Raw genomic sequence first — 19,582 nt, forward strand, 5'->3', positions numbered from 1 at the left:
AATGAGTGTGATTGGACAGGATGTACCGATGGAGCGGCCGGACGCGGACGGCAGGGCGGCGGTGTTCGTGCCGGCCAACGGCGTCAAGGAAGATATCTTGCTGACCATCCGCAAGGGCGCGGCGATTGTCGGTTTTGCCAATCACGACCGCACCGTCACCGTCTACTTCGAGAGCAACCGCTTCGACGACCCGGCGCTGGCCAAGTGGGAGCACAAGGCGCGCAAGGCTTACGACCGGCTGATCGACAACGCGCCCACGGTGTCGAAACTGACGGCCGTGCCGGAGAGCTTCGAGCAGATCGGCTACATCAACGGCAAGGGCATCACGATACGCCGCATGGAAAGCCTGAAGCGCTGGCTGGCGTATTCGGAGGCGATGGATACCTGCCCGGACAGCGAACTGGTGCCGCGCACCGTCATCGCCAAGGTCGACAACAGCACCAAGGCTTGATGCCATCCCCCTCGGCTGTGGCGGGAATCCCGACACGGCGGCGATTTTTGTCGCTTTCATAAATATTGCTCTATTGCATGTGTTATTGTCGTTGACAACGCTTCCTTGCGCGCAAGGAAGCGTTGCATAACACGGCCACGAGGCCGGAAAACAGCCTTTTCTTTTTGAATCGAGGAGACATGCAATGAAAAATATGGTCCAGATCCTGATGGCGGCCCTGTTCACGTTCAGCCTGAGCGGCGTCGCGATGGCGCAGGAAAAGCGCGGCACGGCCGACGAGGCCGTCGCGATGGTCAAAAAAGCCGGCGCCTATCTGAAGGAGCACGGCAAGGACAAGGCCATCGCCGCGTTCAACGACCCGAAGGGCGAATTCATCAAGGGCGACCTGTATGTCTTCATGTTCGGCATGACGGGCGACAGCACCGGCGTGGCGCTGGCGCACGGCCAGAATGCCAAGATGGTCAACAAGAATCTGCTGGAGCTGAACGCCGGCGGCGTCTATCCGATCAAGGAATTCCTGAAGCTGGCCGGCAGCCCGGCCGGCAAGGGCTGGGTCACCTATAAATGGCCGAATTCGCTCAGCAAGAACCTGGAAGAGAAAAACACCTATGTCGAGAAGTTCGGCGAAGTGCTGATCGGCGTCGGCATCTATAAGTAAGCGCGCGGCCCGCGTTGCGTCACGCCCGCCTCGGCGGGTTTTTTTTCGTCCCGCGCGCCGGCTGGCGGTGTATGCTGTGTCGAACTGATAATAAATGGAGGAATCATGCATATCGGTAAAAACATCGCGGCCGCCTGTGCCGTCAGCCTGGCGCTGCTGGCCTTGTCGGCTTGCCAGAAGAAGGACGAGACGGCCGGCGCCGGACCGGCCGAGCAGGTCGGGCGCAAGATCGACCAGGTCACCGAGAAAACGGGGCGCGAACTGACGCAGGCGGCGGAAAAGGCCAACGAGAATATCGCCCGCACGGCCCAGGACGCCAAGGAAAAGATCAACGAGGCCACCGAGCAGGCCGGCAAGGCGGCCGAGAAGGTCGGCGAGAAGGTTGAGCAGGCCGGCGAGAAGATTCAGGAGTCGGCGCGCAAGGCCCGCCAGTAAGGGAGATTGGGGTCTGACCCGGTTTTTGGGTCAGACCCCGGCTTTTGGCGCCGGGAAAATTAAAAGCTGGGGTCAGACCCAAAGGGCGGGTCAGACCCCTGGTCGGCTTTAGTGGATGCTCAGCGCCTTGGGCGCCGCCAAGCATCATGCTGAGTTCGACGCAGCCGGCGCGCCAGTAAGGGGGATTGGGGTCTGACCCGTTTTTTGGGTCAGACCCCGGCTTTTGGCACCGGGGAAATTAAAAGCTGGGGTCAGACCCAAAGAACGGGTCCGACCCCTGGTCGGCTTTAGTGGGCGCTCAGCGCCTCGGGCGCCGCCAAGCACTATGCTGAGTTCGGCGCAGCCGGCGCGCCAGTAAGGGGAATTGGGGTCTGACCCGCTCTTTGGGTCAGACCCCGGCTTTTGGCGCCGGGAAATTTAAAAGCTGGGGTCAGACCCCAAGAACGGGTCAGACCCCTGGTCGGTCTTAGTGGACGCTCAGTGCCTCGGGCGCCGCTGCGGCCGCGCCGCCCGCGTCCGGCTCGCCGCCGAGCACCACGCTGAGTTCGACGAAGCCGGCGCGCCAGGCTTGTTCCAGGTCTTGTTCGATGGCTTCGATCGAGGTCTGCGCCAGTTTGGCGAAGCCGCGCACGCCGTAGGCCCGGTTGCGCCCGTGCGCCTTGGCCAGGTAGAGCGCCATGTCGACCAGGTTGACGGCGCGCTCCCACGGCAGCGGCAGGTCGAGCGGCACCAGCGGGAAGGGCGCGAAGCCGATCGATACCTTGACGGCGATCTGCCGGCCCTGGTAGTCGATGTGATGGGCCGCGACGCCGTTGAGGACGCGCCGCGCCACTTCGTCGATGCCGCTGCGCGGCACGGCCGGCAGGAAGGCGAGGAATTCTTCGCCGCCCCAGCGCACGATCATGTCCGTTTCGCGCAGCAGCACGCGCAGGTGCTCGGCGATGCTCTTCAGCACGGCGTCGCCGGCGGCGTGGCCGTGGGTGTCGTTGACGTGTTTGAAGTGGTCGACGTCGAGCAGGAACAGGGCGCCGACCAGGTCGGCGTCGGCCGGCCCCGCGCCGCGCTGTTCTACCTGTTTGTGCAGGCGCATGAATTCCTGGAAGTGGCGGCGGTTGTACAGCGCCGTCAGCGGGTCGCGCGAGCTTTGCTGCTTCAGTTCCAGGTTTTTCACTTCGAGCTGGACGTTGGCGTGGCGTACCTTGCGGTACAGCAGGCCGACGACGGCCGAGGCCAGCGCGAAGACGACGGCCAGCAACCACCAGATGCGCTGCTGCAGGCGGCGGTTGTCCAGCTCGGCGCCCTTGACCTGGTTTTCCCGGCTCAGCAGTTCAATCTGGCGCCGCTTCTTGTCCATCTCGTATTTTTCCTGCAATTCGTAGACGGCTTTCTGGCGCTGCCGCTCGAATAACTGGTTCGAGATGGCCCGTTCGCGGTGGTAGGCGGCGACGGCGCCGGCCATGTCGCCGGCGCGCTCCAGCGCCGAGCCGTATTCCTGCAGCACGGTCTGCATCTCCGGTTGGCTGTTGGCCAGCTCGAAGAAGCGCAGCCCCTCCGCGAAGCGCTGCTTGCCCTCGGCCAGGCGGCCTTTGCCGATCAGCGCCTGGCCGATGTTGACGCGCGCCGTCGCGTCGATGATGCTGTCGTTGATGCGCGCGGCGGCGACGATGGCCTCGTCGGCGAATTGCAGCGCCTTGTTGTAGTCGTACTGCTTCAGGTAGCTGTCCGACAGGTTGACCAGGGTTTTCGCGATCATGCCCTTGGCGTCGAGCTTGCGCTCCAGGGCCAGCGCCTCCAGCAGCGCCCGCTGGCCGCGCTCGGGCTGGCGCGAATCCATCGCCAGGCCGTACTCGGTGTTCTTGGCGATCGCCAGCCGTCCCGGCGAGCGCAGCCGCTCGGCCACCTGCAGCGCCTCCTCCAGCACCTCGAAACCCTTGGCGTACTCCTTCATCTGCGTGTACAGCACGGCCAGCGCATTCAGCGCGCTGGCCAGCGAGCCGGGCGCGCCGTACTGGCGGGCCAGGTCGACGGCCTGTTGCAGCTTGGCCAGCGCGGCTGGGAAATTGCCCTCCTCGGCCCAGGCTTCGCCGGCCGTGATACTGGTCTGCACGCGCAACTGCATGTCGCCGCCGCCGCGCGCCAGCCGCTCCGCCTCGAAAGCCAGTTGGTGCGACAACTGCCGCTCGGCCATGGCGAACTTGACGTAGGCTTTCGTCAGCAAGCCCTTGGCCAGCACGGTGTCGTTCTTGCCGGCCCGGCCGTAGGCGACCAGTTCCTCGGCCAGCAGCAGCGCGGCGCCGTTCTCGCCCAGGCGCATGCGCGCGATGCTCAGCTGGGCGATGAACTCGGCGCGCGTCGGCGCCGCCGCCGCGCGCGCCTCGGCCTCGATCTGCAGCAATTGGCGCAGCGCCTTGTCGGGCACGAAGCGGCTTTGCTCGCGGATCTCGGCGATGCGCTCGTCGAGCGCCGTCTGCGCCCACGCCAGCGCCGGCAGCAGGCAGGACAGCGCCAGCGCGTGGCGCGCCCGCTTTAACCAGCTCGTCTCGGTAATCCCTGCCAATGCGCTGCCCCCCGTATGTGTCGCGCTGCTGGCGCGGCCCGTGCGGCGGCCGTCGGCGACTTGGATAAGCGGTCAATTATATTCTTGTTGCAGCAAAGAAATAGCATCCCGCGCAGGGTTTTTTTTGCCGGCGGGATGGGCGGCGCCGGCGCCGGGGGAGCGGGCGCCGGCCGGGCGGGCGGATGCCCGCCTTTTGTTCAGGCCGCCAGTTGTTGCAGCAGGTAGAGGCGCTGGTACAGGCCGCCGTCGATCTGCATCAGGCTGTCGTGCGGGCCGGCTTCGGCGATGCGGCCGTGGTTCAGCACGACGATGCGGTCGGCTTCGCGTATCGTCGACAGGCGGTGGGCGATGGCGATGACGGTCACCTTGCCGCGCAATTCGTTGAGGGCCGTCTGGACGATCTGCTCGGTCTGGCTGTCGATGCGCGAGGTGGCTTCGTCGAGCAGCAGGATGCGCGGCTGGCCGGCCAGGGCGCGGGCGATGGCGAGCAACTGCTTCTGGCCCGAGGACAGGCGCGAGCCGCCCTCGCCGAGGGCGCTGTCGTAGCCGTCCTCCAGCGCCATGATGAAGTCGTGCGCGTGCGCCGCCCGCGCCGCCGCCTCGATGCGGGCCTGGCTGTAGCCGCGGCCCATGTCGATGTTCTCGCGCGCCGAGGCCGCCAGCAGGAAGGGTTCCTGGGGCACCAGGCCGACGTCGGCGCGGAAGCGCTCGTTGTCGATGGCGTCGAGCGGCACGCCGTGGATGGCGATGCCGCCCTGGCTGGCCGGGTAAAAGCGCAGCAGCAGCGACAGCAGCGTCGATTTGCCGCTGCCGGTGTGGCCGACGATGCCGAAGAAGGCGCCCTGCGGGATTTCCAGCGACAGATTGTGCAGCACCTTGCGCGTGCCGTCGTAGGCGAAGGACAGCGCCGTGATCGCCACGGCCGGCGCGGCGGCGTCCGCGGCCGGCGCCGCCGCGCCGGCCGCGTGCCGCGGCGCGCCCGGCTCGTCGAGCAGGGCGGCGACGCGGGCCGACGCCACCACCGATTGCTGCAGCTGGCTGAACTGCATGGTGATCTGGATCAGCGGCTCGATGACGCGGGCGATGTAGTTGATGAAGGCGTACAGCACGCCCACTTCGAGCGCGTCCATCTGGCGCTGGCCGAAGCTGAAGATGACCGCCGCCAGCAGCATGATGTTGAGCATGTCCAGGGCCGGGCGCAGCAGCCAGGCGTTGGCGCGCAGCTCATCCATCCGCGCCACATAGTGCGCCTCGTTGGTGGCGCCGAAGCGGGTGCCGAAGCGGGCCCCGGCGTTGTTCGCCTGCAGCACGCTCATGCCGCCTATCGACTCGGCCACCTGGCCGTTGATGTCGCTGCGCAGGGCGCGCGCGCGCGTCACTGCCGGCGCGCTGCGGCGCTGGTACAGGAAGACGATGGCCAGCACGGCCGGCACCAGGGCCAGCACGATCAGCATCAGGCGCCAGTCCAGCCAGGCCATCGCGCAGGCCGTGCCGACGAGGACGATGGAGTTGTCGAGCATGACGAATAGCACCTGCACGTAAAGCGACTTGACGGCTTCGGTGTCGTTGGTGACGCGCCCGACCAGCTGGCCGACGATGGCGCGGTCGAAGAAGGCCATCGGCAGGCGCAGCACGTGGTCGTAGACGGTTTCGCGCAGGCGCTGCACGGAGCGCATGGCCAGTCCGGACAGGCGCAGCAGCTGCAAATAGCGCAGACCGCTGGCGATCCAGCCGCTCAGCAGGCAGCCGCCCAGCAGCAGCGCCATGCGGTTCCAGTCGAGGTGGCGCGGCAGCAGGTGTTCGTCGATCAGCGCCTTGCCGAGGATGGGACCGGCCACCTCCAGCGCGGCGGCGATGATCAGCCACAGCACGGCCCACAGCAGATGGCGCCGGTCGGGCCGGGCGGCGCGGCGCAGCAGCGTGAACGCCTGGGTGCTTTGGCGTCTTGCCGTGGCGGGGTCGGGTTTATTCGCTGGCGTCAAGGCTAGCCTCCAATTGTTGATAGCGCCACTGGCTGGCGTACCAGCCGTCGCGGGCCAGCAGGCTGTCGTGGTCGCCGGTTTCGACGATGCGGCCGCCGCGCAGCACGACGATCAGGTCGGCGCCGACGACGGCGCTGAGGCGGTGGCTGGCGATGATGACGCTGCGCTCCGGACGCTCGCGGCGCAGTTCGGCCAGGTGCTCCAGGATGCGCGTCTCGGTGCCGGTGTCGACGGCCGACAGCGCATCGTCGAGCAGCAGCAGGGCGCTGTCGGCCAGCAGCGCGCGGGCGATGGCGACGCGCTGGCGCTGGCCGCCGGAGAGCGTGATGCCGCGCTCGCCGACATGGGTCTGGTAACCGTCCGGGAACTGCAGGATGTCGTCGTGGATCGCCGCCAGCGCGGCCGCGTGTTCGATCTCGCGCTGGCTGGCGCCGGGGCGCGCCAGCGCGATGTTGTCGGCGATCGTCGCCGAGAACAGGAACGATTCCTGCGGCACCCAGCTGATCGCCGCGCGCAGCGTTTGCAGCGTGTAGTCGTCGAGGGCGTGGCCGCCCCAGTGCAGCGTGCCGCGCTGCGGCGCGAGCTGGCGCAGCAGCAGGCGCAGCAGGGTCGACTTGCCGCTGCCGGTGGCGCCCACCAGGCCCAGCGTCTGGCCCGGCTGCAGCGTCAGCGACACCTCGGCCAGCGCGGCGGCGCCCTGGCCCGGATAGGTGTAGCCGAGCGCGCGCACGGCCAGCGCGCCGGGCGCCAGCGCGGCGACGGCGCCGTCGTCGTCGATCGCCAGCGGCGCGTCCAGCACCGGCTGCAGGCGCGCGTAGGCGGCGCGGCCGCGCTCGATCAGCGACAGCACCCAGCCGGCCGCGAACATCGGCCAGATCAACTGCCCCAGGTACATCGAGAAGCTGGTCAGCGCGCCTATGCTCAGTTGCTGCTGCCACACCAGGTAACCGCCCAGGCCCAGCGTCAGCACGCTGGCCGCCGTCAGCGTCAGGCCGACGGCCGGCTCGTAAGCCGCCTCCCAGCGCTGCGCCGTCAGGTCGGCGGCGGCGGCGCGTCCGGCCAGTTCGGCGAACTGCGCGCTGCTGCGCTGTTCGAGGCCGAGCGCGCGCACCGTGCGCACCCCGGCCAGGGTTTCCTGAACGTGGTCGTTGAGGGCGCTGAAGCGCCGCAGCGCATCCGTCGAGGCGGTGTGGATGTGGCTGGAAATACGCCAGAAGGCCAGCCCCATCAGCGGGAACGGCAGCAGCGCGATGCAGGCCAGGCGCCAGTCCACGCCCAGCAGCATCACGCCGAGCACCATCGCCAGCGTCAGCGTGCCGTCGAAACCGGCCAGCATCGCCTCGCCGGCGGCCATTTCGATGGCGTCGATGTCGTTGGTGGCCAGCGCCATCAGGTCGCCGGTGCGCTGCTTCTGGTAGAAGCCCGGCCCCTGCAGGGCCAGGCGCTGGTAGAAGCGCGTGCGCAGGCCGACGCCGAGCTTGTAGGCTGCGGCGAACAGGGTGATGCGCCAGCCCACCCGCAGCAGGTAGATGGCCACGCCGATGGCCAGCAGCGTGGCCAGTTCCCGCCACAGCGCGTCGCCGCTGAGGCGCTGCGCGGCCATCGCGTCGATCATGGCGCCGATCTTGCGCGGCACCCAGGCGGTCAGCGCCGCAATGGCGGTCAGCATGACGGCCGCTGCCGCATAGGCGCGCCAGTGCTGCCGCACGAAGCCGGCGATCAATCTCGATAAACTCATGTCATTACCCTTGTGTGTGGGCGCGCGCTGCGGACCAAGGCGCGCGCGGCCGAAAAGCAGGGCGTAGGATACAACAGACGCAAAAAACGGGCCGAAGCCCGTAAGATTTTGCCGCCTGGGGGCGCGGGCGCGAGCCCGCGCCGGGGCTTACTTCTTCGGCGCGGCCTTGACGGCCGGCTTGGCGGAGGGCGCCGCGGCCACTGCCGGCGCGACCATTTTGATTTTCGGCTCGACCGCCGCGACGGCCTTGGCGGCGACGGCGGCCGGTTTTGCGGCAGTGCCGGAGGCCGCCTTGACCTCGGCCTTGGCTTCCGCCTTGACGGCCGGCTTGGGCGCGGCCGTCGCCGGCGCCACTTCCGCGGCGGCCGGGCCGGCCGGCGCCTGCTCGGCGGCAGGGGCGGCCACCACCACGGGCGCCGCCGGTTTGTCCGCGTCGATCACGATGGCGCTGCGCGGCGCCGGCAGGGCGGCCTCGATGCGGGGCACGGCCGCCGCGAGCGGCGCGCGCGGCTGGCCCAGATCGAATAGCCGGCGCGCGGCCAGGGTGCTGTTTTCGAGGGCGGCGCGGCCGGCGTCGAATTGCAGGGCGATGATTTTCTCGACGCCTTCGAATGCTTTGCCGGTGAGCGTGTTGACGATTTTCAGTTGTGCTTCAAGTTGCAATTTTGCCGAGGTTGAAAACGGTTCTGGAATCTGAAACATGGCTACTCCCTTGTGCGGATTAAAATGCTGGCAAAACGCTCTGCACAAGCTGCGGCGGGCAATACGGCCGGGTGTGCAGGGGGTTCAGCGTTGTTAAACCTATTTTGATGCAACGCAATACGAATATTCTAGCGGCGTTTCCATTCAGGTGATAGTTTTTTTTGACGGCTGTTTGGGCGTTCTCGTCAGCAAAAATGCGGCGTGCCGGAAGTTTGCGCCAACGCAATGATTATGCGGCACTTTTATGGCGTGAAACGGACGGCCCTGGATATTTTGCGCTGCAACATCAACACCGAAGGAAGTCATGGCAATCAAATTGAACCAGGAAGTGGAAAAACGTCTGCTGGGCTCGATCCAGCGCTATTGCGCCGAAAACATGGACGAGGAGGTGGGCGAATTGAAGGCGCGCCTGCTGCTCGATTTTTGTTTGCGCGAAATCGGCCCGTCTGTCTACAATCAGGCCATCATCGACGCGCAGGCGGCGATGCACGACAAAATCGCCGAAGTCGAGACGGTCTGCTATGAAACCGAGTTCGGCTACTGGAAGAAAAAATAGGCACGCAAGAGGAGCTCCATATGGACGTGGTCATACGCAATGCCAGCCTGCCTGACGGCCGCCGCGACATCGACATCGCCATCGCCGACGGCCGCATCGCCGCCGTCGGCCCGGCCCTGGCGGTGCGCGGCGGCGAGGAAATCGACGCCGCCGGCGACCTCGTCACGCCGCCCTTCGTCGACGCCCACTTCCATATGGACGCCACGCTCAGTTACGGCCTGCCGCGCGTGAACGAGTCCGGCACGCTGCTCGAAGGCATTGCGCTATGGGGCGAGCTGAAGCCGCAACTGACCCAGGACGCGCTGATCGAACGGGCGCTGCGCTACTGCGACTGGGCCGTCGCCCGCGGCCTGCTGGCGGTGCGCTCGCACGTCGACATCTGCGACACGCGCCTGCTGGCCGTCGAGGCCCTGCTCGACGTCAAGCGCCGGGTCGCCCCCTACCTCGACCTGCAACTGGTGGCCTTTCCGCAGGACGGCGTGCTGCGCAGCGCCGGCGCGCTGGCCAATCTGCAGCGCGCCATCGCCATGGGCGTCGACGTCGTCGGCGGCATTCCGCATTTCGAGCGCAGCATGGCCGAAGGCGCCGAATCCGTGCGCATCCTGTGCGAGTTCGCCGCCGAGCGCGGCTTGATGGTCGACATGCATTGCGACGAGTCGGACGACCCGCTGTCGCGCCACATCGAAACGCTGGCCTTCCACAGCCAGCGCCTGGGCATGCAGGGCAGGGTGGCCGGCTCGCACCTGACGTCGATGCATTCGATGGACAATTACTACGTCAGCAAATTGCTGCCGCTGATGCGCGAGGCCGGCGTGGCGGCGATCGCCAACCCGCTCATCAACATCACCTTGCAGGGCCGCCACGACCACTACCCGAAACGCCGCGGCATGACGCGGGTGCCGGAGCTGCTGGCGGCCGGCATCGACGTCGCCTTCGGCCACGACTGCGTGATGGACCCGTGGTACAGCCTCGGCTCGGGCGACATGCTGGAGGTCGCCCACATGGGCCTGCACGTGGCGCAGATGACGGGCCGGCAGGCCATGCACGACTGCTTCCTCGCCGTCACGGCGACGCCGGCGCGCATCCTCGGCCTGGACGGCTACGGCCTGGCGCCCGGTTGCCACGCCGACCTCGTCATCCTCGACGCCGGCGACAGCGTCGAGGCGATCCGCCTGCGCGCGGCGCGCCGCCTGGTGATGCGGCGCGGGCGCGTGCTCAGCGAGGCGCCGCGCGCCGGCGCCAGCCTGCGCCTGCCGGGCCGCCCGGCCAGCGTCGATTTCCGCCTGCGCCCCGGCTGAGGGCGCGCGCCGGGGCTGGACTGGATGTAAAAAATGCATGACAATATGGCATCGCCATTAGTTGGGGTTGCCTTGAAAGACATTCAGATCCGTCCCGCGCTGGACGCCGACTTCGCCGCCATGTGGCCGATCTTCCAGGCGCTGGTGGCCGGCGGCGACACCTATACCTTCGACGCCGACACGGGCGCCGACGTGTGCCGCGCCTACTGGTTCGGCCCGGGCGTGCAAAGCTATGTCGCCGTCATGGGCGGCGAGCGCCTGCTAGGCATGTACCGCCTCGTCGCCAACCAGCCCGGCCACGGCGGCCACGTCGCCAACGCCGCCTTCATGGTCGATCCGGCCGCCCAGGGCGTCGGCGTCGGCCTGCTGCTGGGGCGCCACTGCCTGGAGCGGGCGCGCCAGTGCGGCTACCTGGCCATGCAGTTCAATTTCGTCGTGAGCACGAATATCGGCGCGCTGATGCTGTGGAAGAAGCTGGGCTTCGCCGTCGTCGGCACCTTGCCCAAGGCGTTCCGCCACGCCCAGCTCGGCTATGTCGACGCGTATGTGATGTACCAGTTGTTCGGCGAGCCGAACCAGTGGCCGCTATAAACGGGCGTTGCTGGAGCGCAACGCGCAATCGGGCCGGCGCCGCGGCGCTCCCCCGGCCCGGCAAATAATTGTTTCAAAGATAGCTCAGTTCTTGGCTTTTTTCCGGCAAAAGCGCATCATGCATTGACCATGTGTGAGTATTGGATAGTTTTCTTTTAGTAGTCAGTCTAGAGAAAAACCTGCCGGCGCGCGCCCGCGCGCCGCCCGTATCCGACCGTATAGCGCGACTGGGGGAATGTCATGCAACTCGCCAACCTGAAAATCGGCCTGCGTCTGGGCTTGCTGGGAGGGTTCTTCTTCCTCGCCCTGCTGGTCGTCGCCGGCGGCGGCTGGAGCGCCCTCAACGACAGCAACGCCCGCAGCGCCGCCGCGCTGCAGCGCTCCGTGGCCTTGAGCGAGGCGATCGACGCGGCCCGCAGCTCCCAGGTGGAATTCAAGATCGAGGTGCAGGAGTGGAAGAACATCCTCTTGCGCGGCAATGACCCGGCCGCCCTCGACAAATACCGGCAAGCCTTCGTCAAGAGCGGCGAGGCGACCGACCAGGAATTGCGCAAGCTGAGCCAAATGCTGGAGCAGCTCAAGCTGAGCACGCCGCTGGTGGCGGAGGCCATCCAGGCGCACGGCGAGTTGGGCAAGAACTATCTGACGGCGCTGAAACAGTATGACGCCGCCAACCCGGACAGCGCCCACGTCGTCGATGGCCTGGTGAAGGGCATGGACCGGCCGCCGACGAAGAAAATCGACGACATCGTCGCCTTCATCGGCGAGCAGTCGCGCCGCCTGATGGTGGAAATGGCACAGGAAAACACCCAGGCGCACCGCCGCGCGACGCTGACGATGAGCGCGACGGTGCTGCTGACGCTGCTGGTGGGCGGCGCCGCCGTGCTGTGGCTGATCAAGGGCATCACGGGGCCGCTGCGCGCCGCCGTCGACGTCGCGCAACTGGTGGCGGCCGGCGACCTGCGCGCCAATGTCGCCGCCGGCGGCGGCGACGAGATCGGCGAGCTGCTGCGCGCGCTCAAGCTGATGAGCGAGAACCTGGCGCGCATCGTCGGCCGGGTGCGCCTGGGCACGGACGCCATCGCCAGCGCCTCCGTCGAAATCGCCAGCGGCAATCTGGACCTGTCCTCACGCACCGAGGAGCAGGCCAGTTCGCTGGAGCAGACGGCCGCCTCGATGGTGCAGATCACCACCACCGTCAAGCAAAACCACCACAACGCCGGCGAGGCTTGCCGCCTGGCCGACACGGCCTCCGGGGTGGCCCGCAAGGGCGGCGAGGCCGTCGCGCAGATGGTGCAGACGATGGGCGCGATCAACGACTCGTCGAAGAAAATCGTCGACATCATCGGCGTCATCGACGGCATCGCCTTCCAGACCAATATCCTGGCCCTGAACGCGGCCGTCGAGGCGGCCCGCGCCGGCGAGCAGGGGCGCGGCTTCGCCGTCGTCGCCTCCGAGGTGCGCAACCTGGCGCAGCGCTCGGCCGCCGCCGCCAAGGAAATCAAGGAGTTGATCGGCGACTCGGTGCAGCGCGTCGACGCCGGCAGCCGCCTGGCCGGCCAGACCGGCCAGACGATGAGCGAAATCGTCGCCAGCGTGCAGCGCGTCACCGGCATCATCGGCGAAATGTCGATCGCCAGCGGCGAGCAGCAGGACGGCATCGAGCAGATCAGCATCGCCATCAACCAGATGGACAGCGTGACGCAGCAGAACGCCGCGCTGGTCGAGGAGGCGGCGGCCGCCGCCGACGCGCTGCAGCAGCAGGCCGCCAGCCTGGCCGAGGCGGTGGCCATCTTCAAGCTGCACGACACGGCGGCGCGGCCGGCACCGGCCGCGCGCGGCCACGCCCCGGCGGCGCTGCGCCACGCCGGCTAGTTCGCGCGTCCCGCGTCCCGCGTCCCGCGTGTCGCGGCGGCGCCGCGACGCCGCGCTTGAGCGCTGTCAAGCGCGGCGCAATCTGCGCCGCGCGCGGCGGCGATTCTTATACTATTTCTTTTCGACCATGTGTGCTGCGCCGGCCGGCGCGACGAAAGGGAAGGTATGCCTCTGACCTGCTGCCGCCGCGGTGGCGCATGAGCACCGCGCTGTGGCTGCTGGGCGCCCTGTGCGGCGCGCTGCTGGCCTCGCACTGGCGCATGGCGCGCCTCGGCCAGCGCCAGCGCCTGCGCGGCGCCGTGCGCCAGCGCGACCTCGACGACGCGCTGGCGCTGCTGCAGGCGCTGCCGGCGGCCGTCATCGGCACCGACCAGCACGGCGCGGTGCGCTACCTGAACCCGCGCGCCGAGCTGATGACCGGCTACGCGGCCGGCGCCGGCGCCGGTCTGTCCCTGGCCGAGCTGCTGACGGTGTACCAGGACGGCGTCGCCGTCGACGCGCGCCAGCAAATCCTCGACTGCGTCGGCAGCGGCGACGTGCTGGAGGCGGCGCGCGGCGCCGTGCTGCTGCGCCGCGGCGACGGCAAGCGCACCGACGTCCAGTACTGCTGCGCGCCGCTGGCGCGCAGCGGCGCCGTGATGCTGCTGCAGGACGTTTCGGCGCGCCGCAGCGCCGAGGCGCACCTGGAGTTCATCGCCCACCACGACGGCCTGACGGGCTTGCCGAACCGGCTGCACTTCCAGATCCGCTTCGAGCACGCCATCGCCTACGCGCGCCGCCACCGCAGCCTGCTGGCCGTGCTGTTCGTCGACCTCGACCGCTTCAAGTGCATCAACGACAGCCTCGGCCACGACGTCGGCGACCAGGTGCTGGCGCAGTTCGCCCAGCGCGTGCTGCAGTGCGTGCGCAAGGTCGACACGGTGGCGCGCCAGGGCGGCGACGAATTCATCATCCTGCTCACGGAAATGCGCACGCCGCAGGACGCCGAGCGGGTCGCCGAGAAGATCGCCGGCGCCGTCAAGCCGCCCTTCGTCATCGGCGAATACAGCCTGTCGGTGCGCGCCAGCATCGGCGTGGCGATCTACCCGGAGGACGACGACGACGTCAACCAGCTGATCGAAAAGGCCGACATGGCGATGTACGTGGCCAAGCGCCAGGCGCCGGGCAGCTGCGTGCGCTACGCGCCGAACATGCAGACGCAGAGCTATTCGCGGGCCATCCTCGACACGGAGCTGCGCCACGCGCTGGAACGCCAGGAGTTCGTGCTGTACTACCAGCCGCGGCTGGACCTGCGCGCGCAGCGCATCACGGGCGTCAAGGCGCTGCTGCGCTGGCGCCATCCGACGCTGGGGCTGGTGATGCCGCCCGACTTCCTGCCGGTGCTGGAGGAGCGCGCGCTGATCCTGCCGGTGGGCGCCTGGGTGATGGCCGAGGCGGCCGCGCAGGCGCGCCGCTGGATCGACCAGGGCCAGCCGCTGACGGTGTCCGTCAACCTGTCGCCGCGGCAGTTCTACCAGACCGACATCGCGCGCAGCTTCGGCGCCATCCTCGACGCGGCCGGCGTGCCGGGCCGCTACATCGAGCTGGAAATCGCCGCCGGCATCCTGATCGACAAGAACCAGAATTGCGAAACCATCCTGCGCCAGTTCAAGCAACTGGGCATGGGCATCTCGATCAGCGACTTCGGCACCGGCGACACCTCGCTGAGCTACCTGAAGCGCTTCCCGGCCGACGTCGTCAAAATCGAAAAATGTTTTATTGACGACCTGCGCCGGCACGACGTGCTGGCCGACCACGGCGCCATGGTGCGGGCCATCGTCGCGATGGCGCACACCATGAAAATGCGGGTCATTGCGGGCGGCGTCGAAACTGCCGACCAGTTGGCCCAGCTGGTGGCGATGGAGTGCGACGAGGCCTTCGGCTTTTACCTGAGCCGGGCGGTGTCGCCGGCGGAAATCGACAGCCTGATCAAGAGCAGCACGAGCTGGGTCGGCCTGAGTTGGGAAGTCTAGCCCAGGCTGAGCGCGCCGGCCAGCAGCGCCGCCGCCGCCGCCGCGACGGCCAGCCGCGCCGCGTGGCGGGCCGCGTAGGGCAGCAGCACGATCAGCAGCAGGCCGCAGGCCGTCAGGCTGCCCAGCCAGAACAGCAGCCCGCGCGCGCCGTCGTCGGCGCCGCCGGCCCAGCACAGCGCCAGCGCCAGCGCGGCCCAGCCGCCCAGGCGCAGCTTGCGCCGCGCGGCCGGCGGCGCCTCGTTGCCGCGTCCGCGCAAATCGGCCGAGTGGCGCTCCATCGCCAGGCACAGGCCGGCCAGGCCGGCGTAATTGAGGGCGAACACCCCGACGTTGTCGAGCAAGAGCATCATGCGGCCTCCCGGCGTGGCGGCTGCGCCGGGGCGGCGGCCTGGGTTGGGCGGGCGGCGCGCGGCCGCCCCATGCGGCGCGCGGCATAGCCCAGCGCCAGCGCGAACAGCAGCGCCGTCAAGTCGAAACCGGCGACGGCCGAGGCGCCGTTCTGGAACAGCGTGCGGCCCAGATGGGCGCCGCCGAGGTTGAGCAGCGGCAGGCCGGCGAACAGCAGGGCGCCGGCGCCCAGCTGCCAGCGCCACATGGCCCGCGTCGGCCGCAGCAGCGCCAGCGCGGCGGCCGCGCCCCAGGCGGCGAAGAAGCAGGCGATCTCCTGGTCGGGGCGCTGCGGCAGCGCGACCGGCAGCAGGCGGTTGGCCCAGAAATAGGCGGCGTAGGCGATCGGCAGGCCGGCGATGGCGCCGATGTTGAGCGCCTCGACCAGCCACAGGCCGACGCTGCGGCGCGCCCCGGCGGCCAGCGCCTTGGCCTGCTTCTGCCGGCTCTTGACGGCCCACAGCAGCGCGCCGGTGGCGACCATCGCGCAGCCGGCCAGGCCGGAGACGAAGAACAGCGCGCGCAGCAGCGGCCCGGCGAAGTGGGCCAGGTGCAGGCCGACCATCACGCCCTGGGTGGCGGCGGCCGGCGCCGGCTGCTCGCCGCCGCTGCCCAGCAGGGCGCCGGTGGCGCCGTCGAAGTGCAGCGTGGCGCGCTGATGCGACAGCGCCGCGCCCTGCGGGCGGGTGAGGGTGACGGTGGCGTTGGCGTCGCCGGGGAAGCTGACGGCGATGGCGCCGGCGGCCGTGCCCCAGCGCCGCTCGGCCTGTTCCAGCAGCGGCCGCAGCGGCGTCAGCGGCACGCGCTGGCCGGACGCCTTGACGTTCCGCTCGAAGCGCGGGAAGGCTTCGTCGAAGAAGGCGTCCCCGTTGTCCTTGTAGGCGGCGCTGACGCCGACCGGCATGTAGAGGAACATCAGCGTGACCAGGCCGGTGTAGGTGATCATCAGGTGGTAGGGCAGCGCCAGCACGGCCGTCACGTTGTGGGCGTCGAGCCAGGAGCGCTGGCCCTTGCCGGGACGGAAAGTGAACAAGTCCTTGAAGATGCGCTTGTGCGTGATGACGCCGCTGACGATGGACACCAGCATGAACATGGCGCAGAAGCCGACCAGCCAGCGCGCCCAGATGACGGGCATGTAGTGCAGGTCGAAATGCAGGCGGTAGAAGAATTCGCCGCCGCGCGTCTCGCGCGGCGCGGCGATGACGGCGCCGCTGGCGGGGTCCAGCAGCTCGCTCTTGAAGCGGGCGCGCCGGCTCTGCTTCTCGGCGCCGGGCTTGGGCGGATTGCTCCAGCCGATGCGCGTGGCCGGGTTGCGCTCCCCCGGCAGCGTGACGCTCCAGCGCTCGGCCTGCAGGGCGCGCTGGCCCAGCACGGCCAGCGCCACCTCGGCGGCGGCGGCCGGGGCGACGCCGCCGGCGGCCGCCGCGTGCAGCTCCGGCCGCATCCACAGGCTCACTTCCTCGCGGTAGTAGCTGGTCGTGCCGGCGCAAAAGATCAGCAGCAGCACCCAGCACACCAGCAGGCCGGACCAGGTGTGCAACCAGGCCATCGATTGGCGGAAACCTTCCTTCATCGGGCGCTCCAGGGCAGGCTGTACAGGACCAGCGCGGCGCCGCCCAGCAGCGCGGCCGGCAGCAACAGGCCGAGCCAGGCGCGCGCGGCGCTGCGGGCGGCGAACACCCACAGCACGGCGCCGGCGTAGGCGGCGAAGGAAAACAGCGTGGCGCTGAGAACGGCCTCGGCGCGCGCCATCGGCAGCGCCAGCGACAGCAGCGCCGTCAGCGCCGCCGCCAGCGCGTAGCCGCCGGCGATGGCGGCGCACACCCGCGAGAACACGCCGGCGCGGTAGCGCGCCGCCACGCCGCCGCGCGGCGCCTTGATCGAGATGGGCGGCTGCATGTCAGGGCCGCGCCGGGTTTGCCCGGGGCGCGGCGGCCATCGGGATGTTCAAGAATGCAGTACACATGGGCTGTTTCCTTTCGCTTCAGAAGAACCCTGCCCGGCGTCGCCGGGCAGGGGGAATACCGGTTTGCTCACCATAGATAGCGGGCGCTCGCCAGCAGCGTGCGCCGCTGGCCGTAGAAGCAGTCGCCGCGTGCCAGGCAGGTGGTGATTTGCGCCCGGTCGGTCAGATTGCTGGCGTTCAGCGCGAAGCGCCAGGCGCCGCTGTCGTAGGCCAGCATGGCGTCGAACAGCGCCGTGCCCGGCGTGCGCAGCGTGTCCGTGCCGTCGTAGGAGGCGCCGATCAGGCGCACGCCGGCGCCGGCCGTGAAGCGGCTCCCGCCGTCCAGCGCGAAGTGGTGGGCCAGCCAGGCGGAGGCGTTGTGGGCGGGGGTGCCGGACAGGCGCTTGCCGCGCCCGCCGCCGCCGTTCGCGGCCCGCGCGTCCGTGTAGGCGTAGGCGGCGCTCCAGTCCCAGGCGCCGCCGACGCTGCCGGCGCCTTCCAGTTCGACGCCGCGCACGCGCACCTCGCCGAGCTGCAGGCTGTTCATCGGATTGGCCGGATCGGCCGTCTTGCGGTTGCGCTCGCGCAGCTCGTACAGGGCGGCGCTGGCGCTGAAGGCGGCGCCGGCCGGCTGCCATTTCAGGCCGCCCTCCCACTGCCTGCCGCGCTGCGGCAGGAAGGCTTTGTTGTAGACGTCGACGCCGCCCAGCGGCTGGAACGATTCCGTGTAACTGGCATACGGCGACCAGCCGCCGTCGGCCAGATACAGCAGGCCGGCGCGCGCGCTGCTGGCGCGGTCGTCGGTGCGCGCGGCCGGGTCGCCCTCGACGTCGTTTTGCGCGCTGTCGCGGCGCAGGCCCAGCACCGTCACCCAGCGCGACCCGTACTTGATCTGGTCCTGGGCGTACAGGCCCAGCTGGCGCAGCTCGCTGCCCGGCCGCGCCTGCAGCGCGGCCGGCGGCGTGAAGTTGCCGTACACGGGAGCGTAGACGTCGATAGGCGCGGCCACGCCGGCGCCGCTGCGCTGGCGGATGCGCGCGCGCTGGCTGTCGACGCCCAGCAGCAGCGTGTGCCGCAGCGGGCCGCTGGCCAGCGCCGCCTCCAGCTGGGTGTCGACGAGCAGGGTGTCGAGCCGGTTGAGCTGCTGGCGCAGATCGCGGTTGAGCGTGCGCTGGTCGGCGTTGAACACGGGCCGGGCCGGGCGGCCGCTGGCCGGCACGGATGCGAAGCTGGTGTAGGCGGTGCGGTAGTCGACCTCGCTGCTGCTCTTGCGCAGCGCTTGGCGCAGGCTCAGCTGGTCGCTGAAGCGGTGGCTGAACAGATAGCCGAGCGAGCGCTGGCGCGTGATGTAGGCGTCCCAGCCCGGCTCGCCGATGAAGGTGTGGGTGGGAATCTGGCCGTGGCGCGACGGCAGCAGCGTGCCCTGCCAGGGGAAGAAGCCGATCAGCGAGCCGCTCTCGTCCTTCTGCTGGCGCGCCTGCAGCGTCAGCGCCGTGTCGGCGTCGGGCGCCCAGGTCAGCGCCGGCGCCAGCAGTTGGCGCCCGTCCGCCACATGGGCGACCTGGCTGCCGCTGTCGCGGCCGATGGCGACGACGCGGGCGCTCCAATGGGCGTCGAGAACCTGGTTGAGGTCGAGCGCCACTTGCTTGCGCTGGTGGCTGCCCAGTTGCAGTTGCAGTTCGCGCTGGTTTTCCCGCAGCGGCCGCTTCGACACGGCGTTGAGCACGCCGCCTATGCCGCCCTGGCCGTACAGCACCGAGGCGGGGCCGCGCAGGTATTCGACGCGCTCAAGCATGAAGGGATCGAGGCGGGCCGCGTTGTAGGAGCCGAAATTGCCCTGCAAGCCATCGAGCATCTGGCTGGGGTTGCCGCCGCGCGAACTGAGCGATTCGCCGCGGCTGTCGAAATAGCTCGACACCACGCCGGCCGTATAGTTCAGCACCTGGCTCAGCGTTTGCGCGCCCTGGGCCTCGATGCGATCGCGCGTGACGACGGAGATCGCCTGCGGCGTCTCCAGCAGCGGCGTGTCCGTCTTGGTGGCGCTGGCGGCGCGCCGGGCGACAAAGCCGCGCACGGGGGCGGTGGCGCTGTCCTGCTCGGAGCCGGCCTCGACGGTGACGGCCGGCAGGGTCCGCTCGCCGAGCGACTGGGCCAGCGCGGGTCCGCCCAGCATGAGGGCGCCTGCCTGGACCAAGGCCAGGACCAGGGGGCGGCGCTGGAACAGCATACTGTTTGCTTGCATCACATCTTCCGGGGGGGCAATGGCGCTGCGCGAATGAACTGGCTGGCGCGCCGGAAAGACGGGCTCTGGCTGACTTAATCGTAATGATAACTATTCTCATTGTATCGCACCGGCCCTTCGGCGCGCAAGCCATGGCGCGCCAATTGAACTCGC

General features: G+C 69.1%; 16 protein-coding genes. 8 read left to right on the forward strand and 8 right to left on the reverse strand.

Features of this window, described 5'->3' with window-relative positions; genetic code table 11:
• Nucleotide 1 precedes the first annotated feature (1 nt).
• The 3 genes from OIK44_RS15415 (at nucleotide 2) to OIK44_RS15425 (ending at nucleotide 1,544) form a co-directional block, all read left to right on the forward strand.
• Complete coding sequence (locus OIK44_RS15415; protein ID WP_273671859.1) at nucleotides 2-451, forward strand: hypothetical protein; 450 nt, start codon at nucleotides 2-4, stop codon at nucleotides 449-451.
• 184 nt (nucleotides 452-635) lie between these two features.
• Nucleotides 636-1,109 (forward strand): cache domain-containing protein, encoded by a 474-nt coding sequence (locus OIK44_RS15420; protein WP_273671861.1) that lies wholly within the window; start codon nucleotides 636-638, stop codon nucleotides 1,107-1,109.
• A gap of 105 nt (nucleotides 1,110-1,214) precedes the next feature.
• Entirely contained in the window at nucleotides 1,215-1,544 is a 330-nt protein-coding gene (locus OIK44_RS15425) for an apolipophorin (RefSeq protein ID WP_273671863.1), read from the forward strand.
• Nucleotides 1,545-2,010: 466 nt separating this feature from the next.
• On the opposite strand, the gene OIK44_RS15430 is transcribed toward OIK44_RS15425, so the two are convergent.
• From OIK44_RS15430 to OIK44_RS15445, 4 genes are all read right to left on the reverse strand, one after another.
• On the reverse strand, nucleotides 2,011-4,101 hold the full coding sequence (locus OIK44_RS15430; RefSeq protein WP_337587204.1) for a tetratricopeptide repeat-containing diguanylate cyclase: 2,091 nt from the start codon (nucleotides 4,099-4,101) through the stop codon (nucleotides 2,011-2,013).
• A 197-nt stretch (nucleotides 4,102-4,298) separates the two neighbouring features.
• Nucleotides 4,299-6,083 carry an ABC transporter ATP-binding protein gene (locus tag OIK44_RS15435; protein WP_273671865.1) on the reverse strand — a complete coding sequence of 595 codons (1,785 nt, stop codon included), beginning with the start codon at nucleotides 6,081-6,083 and terminating at the stop codon, nucleotides 4,299-4,301.
• Nucleotides 6,067-7,821: an ATP-binding cassette domain-containing protein gene (locus tag OIK44_RS15440; RefSeq protein WP_273671867.1), complete on the reverse strand. Its 1,755-nt coding sequence runs from the start codon at nucleotides 7,819-7,821 to the stop codon at nucleotides 6,067-6,069. The genes OIK44_RS15435 and OIK44_RS15440 overlap by 17 nt, the downstream gene beginning before the upstream one ends.
• A gap of 147 nt (nucleotides 7,822-7,968) precedes the next feature.
• Complete coding sequence (locus tag OIK44_RS15445; protein ID WP_273671869.1) at nucleotides 7,969-8,523, reverse strand: phasin family protein; 555 nt, start codon at nucleotides 8,521-8,523, stop codon at nucleotides 7,969-7,971.
• A gap of 304 nt (nucleotides 8,524-8,827) precedes the next feature.
• Here OIK44_RS15445 and OIK44_RS15450 point away from each other — a divergent pair, with 304 nt between their 5' ends.
• The 5 genes from OIK44_RS15450 to OIK44_RS15470 all read left to right on the forward strand — a co-directional run bounded on the left by OIK44_RS15450 (nucleotide 8,828) and on the right by OIK44_RS15470 (nucleotide 14,855).
• On the forward strand, nucleotides 8,828-9,079 hold the full coding sequence (locus OIK44_RS15450) for a DUF2164 domain-containing protein (RefSeq protein WP_273671871.1): 252 nt from the start codon (nucleotides 8,828-8,830) through the stop codon (nucleotides 9,077-9,079).
• 20 nt (nucleotides 9,080-9,099) lie between these two features.
• Entirely contained in the window at nucleotides 9,100-10,377 is a 1,278-nt protein-coding gene (locus OIK44_RS15455; protein ID WP_273671872.1) for an amidohydrolase family protein, read from the forward strand.
• A 72-nt stretch (nucleotides 10,378-10,449) separates the two neighbouring features.
• Nucleotides 10,450-10,968, forward strand: coding sequence for a GNAT family N-acetyltransferase (locus OIK44_RS15460; protein ID WP_273671874.1), 519 nt, complete (start codon nucleotides 10,450-10,452; stop codon nucleotides 10,966-10,968).
• Between the two features lie 240 nt (nucleotides 10,969-11,208).
• The gene (locus OIK44_RS15465; protein ID WP_273671875.1) at nucleotides 11,209-12,843 is read left to right on the forward strand and encodes a methyl-accepting chemotaxis protein; all 1,635 of its coding nucleotides are present in this window, start codon (nucleotides 11,209-11,211) and stop codon (nucleotides 12,841-12,843) included.
• Nucleotides 12,844-13,040: 197 nt separating this feature from the next.
• Nucleotides 13,041-14,855 (forward strand): putative bifunctional diguanylate cyclase/phosphodiesterase, encoded by a 1,815-nt coding sequence (locus OIK44_RS15470; RefSeq protein ID WP_273671877.1) that lies wholly within the window; start codon nucleotides 13,041-13,043, stop codon nucleotides 14,853-14,855.
• Here the strand turns inward: OIK44_RS15470 and OIK44_RS15475 are convergent.
• The 4 genes from OIK44_RS15475 to OIK44_RS15490 all read right to left on the reverse strand — a co-directional run bounded on the left by OIK44_RS15475 (nucleotide 14,852) and on the right by OIK44_RS15490 (nucleotide 19,414).
• Nucleotides 14,852-15,205, reverse strand: coding sequence for a DUF3325 domain-containing protein (locus tag OIK44_RS15475; RefSeq protein ID WP_273671878.1), 354 nt, complete (start codon nucleotides 15,203-15,205; stop codon nucleotides 14,852-14,854). The two genes, OIK44_RS15470 and OIK44_RS15475, sit on opposite strands and share 4 nt — an antisense overlap.
• On the reverse strand, nucleotides 15,202-16,815 hold the full coding sequence (locus tag OIK44_RS15480) for a PepSY-associated TM helix domain-containing protein (RefSeq protein ID WP_273671880.1): 1,614 nt from the start codon (nucleotides 16,813-16,815) through the stop codon (nucleotides 15,202-15,204). The genes OIK44_RS15475 and OIK44_RS15480 overlap by 4 nt, the downstream gene beginning before the upstream one ends.
• Nucleotides 16,812-17,141, reverse strand: a complete 330-nt coding sequence (locus OIK44_RS15485) for a DUF3649 domain-containing protein (RefSeq protein ID WP_273671882.1) — start codon at nucleotides 17,139-17,141, stop codon at nucleotides 16,812-16,814. The genes OIK44_RS15480 and OIK44_RS15485 overlap by 4 nt, the downstream gene beginning before the upstream one ends.
• A 134-nt stretch (nucleotides 17,142-17,275) precedes the next feature.
• Nucleotides 17,276-19,414 carry a TonB-dependent siderophore receptor gene (locus tag OIK44_RS15490; RefSeq protein WP_420213851.1) on the reverse strand — a complete coding sequence of 713 codons (2,139 nt, stop codon included), beginning with the start codon at nucleotides 19,412-19,414 and terminating at the stop codon, nucleotides 17,276-17,278.
• Between the last annotated feature and the right edge of the window lie 168 nt (nucleotides 19,415-19,582).

It is taken from the genome of Janthinobacterium fluminis (assembly GCF_028595325.1).
Lineage (GTDB): Bacteria > Pseudomonadota > Gammaproteobacteria > Burkholderiales > Burkholderiaceae_D > Janthinobacterium > Janthinobacterium fluminis.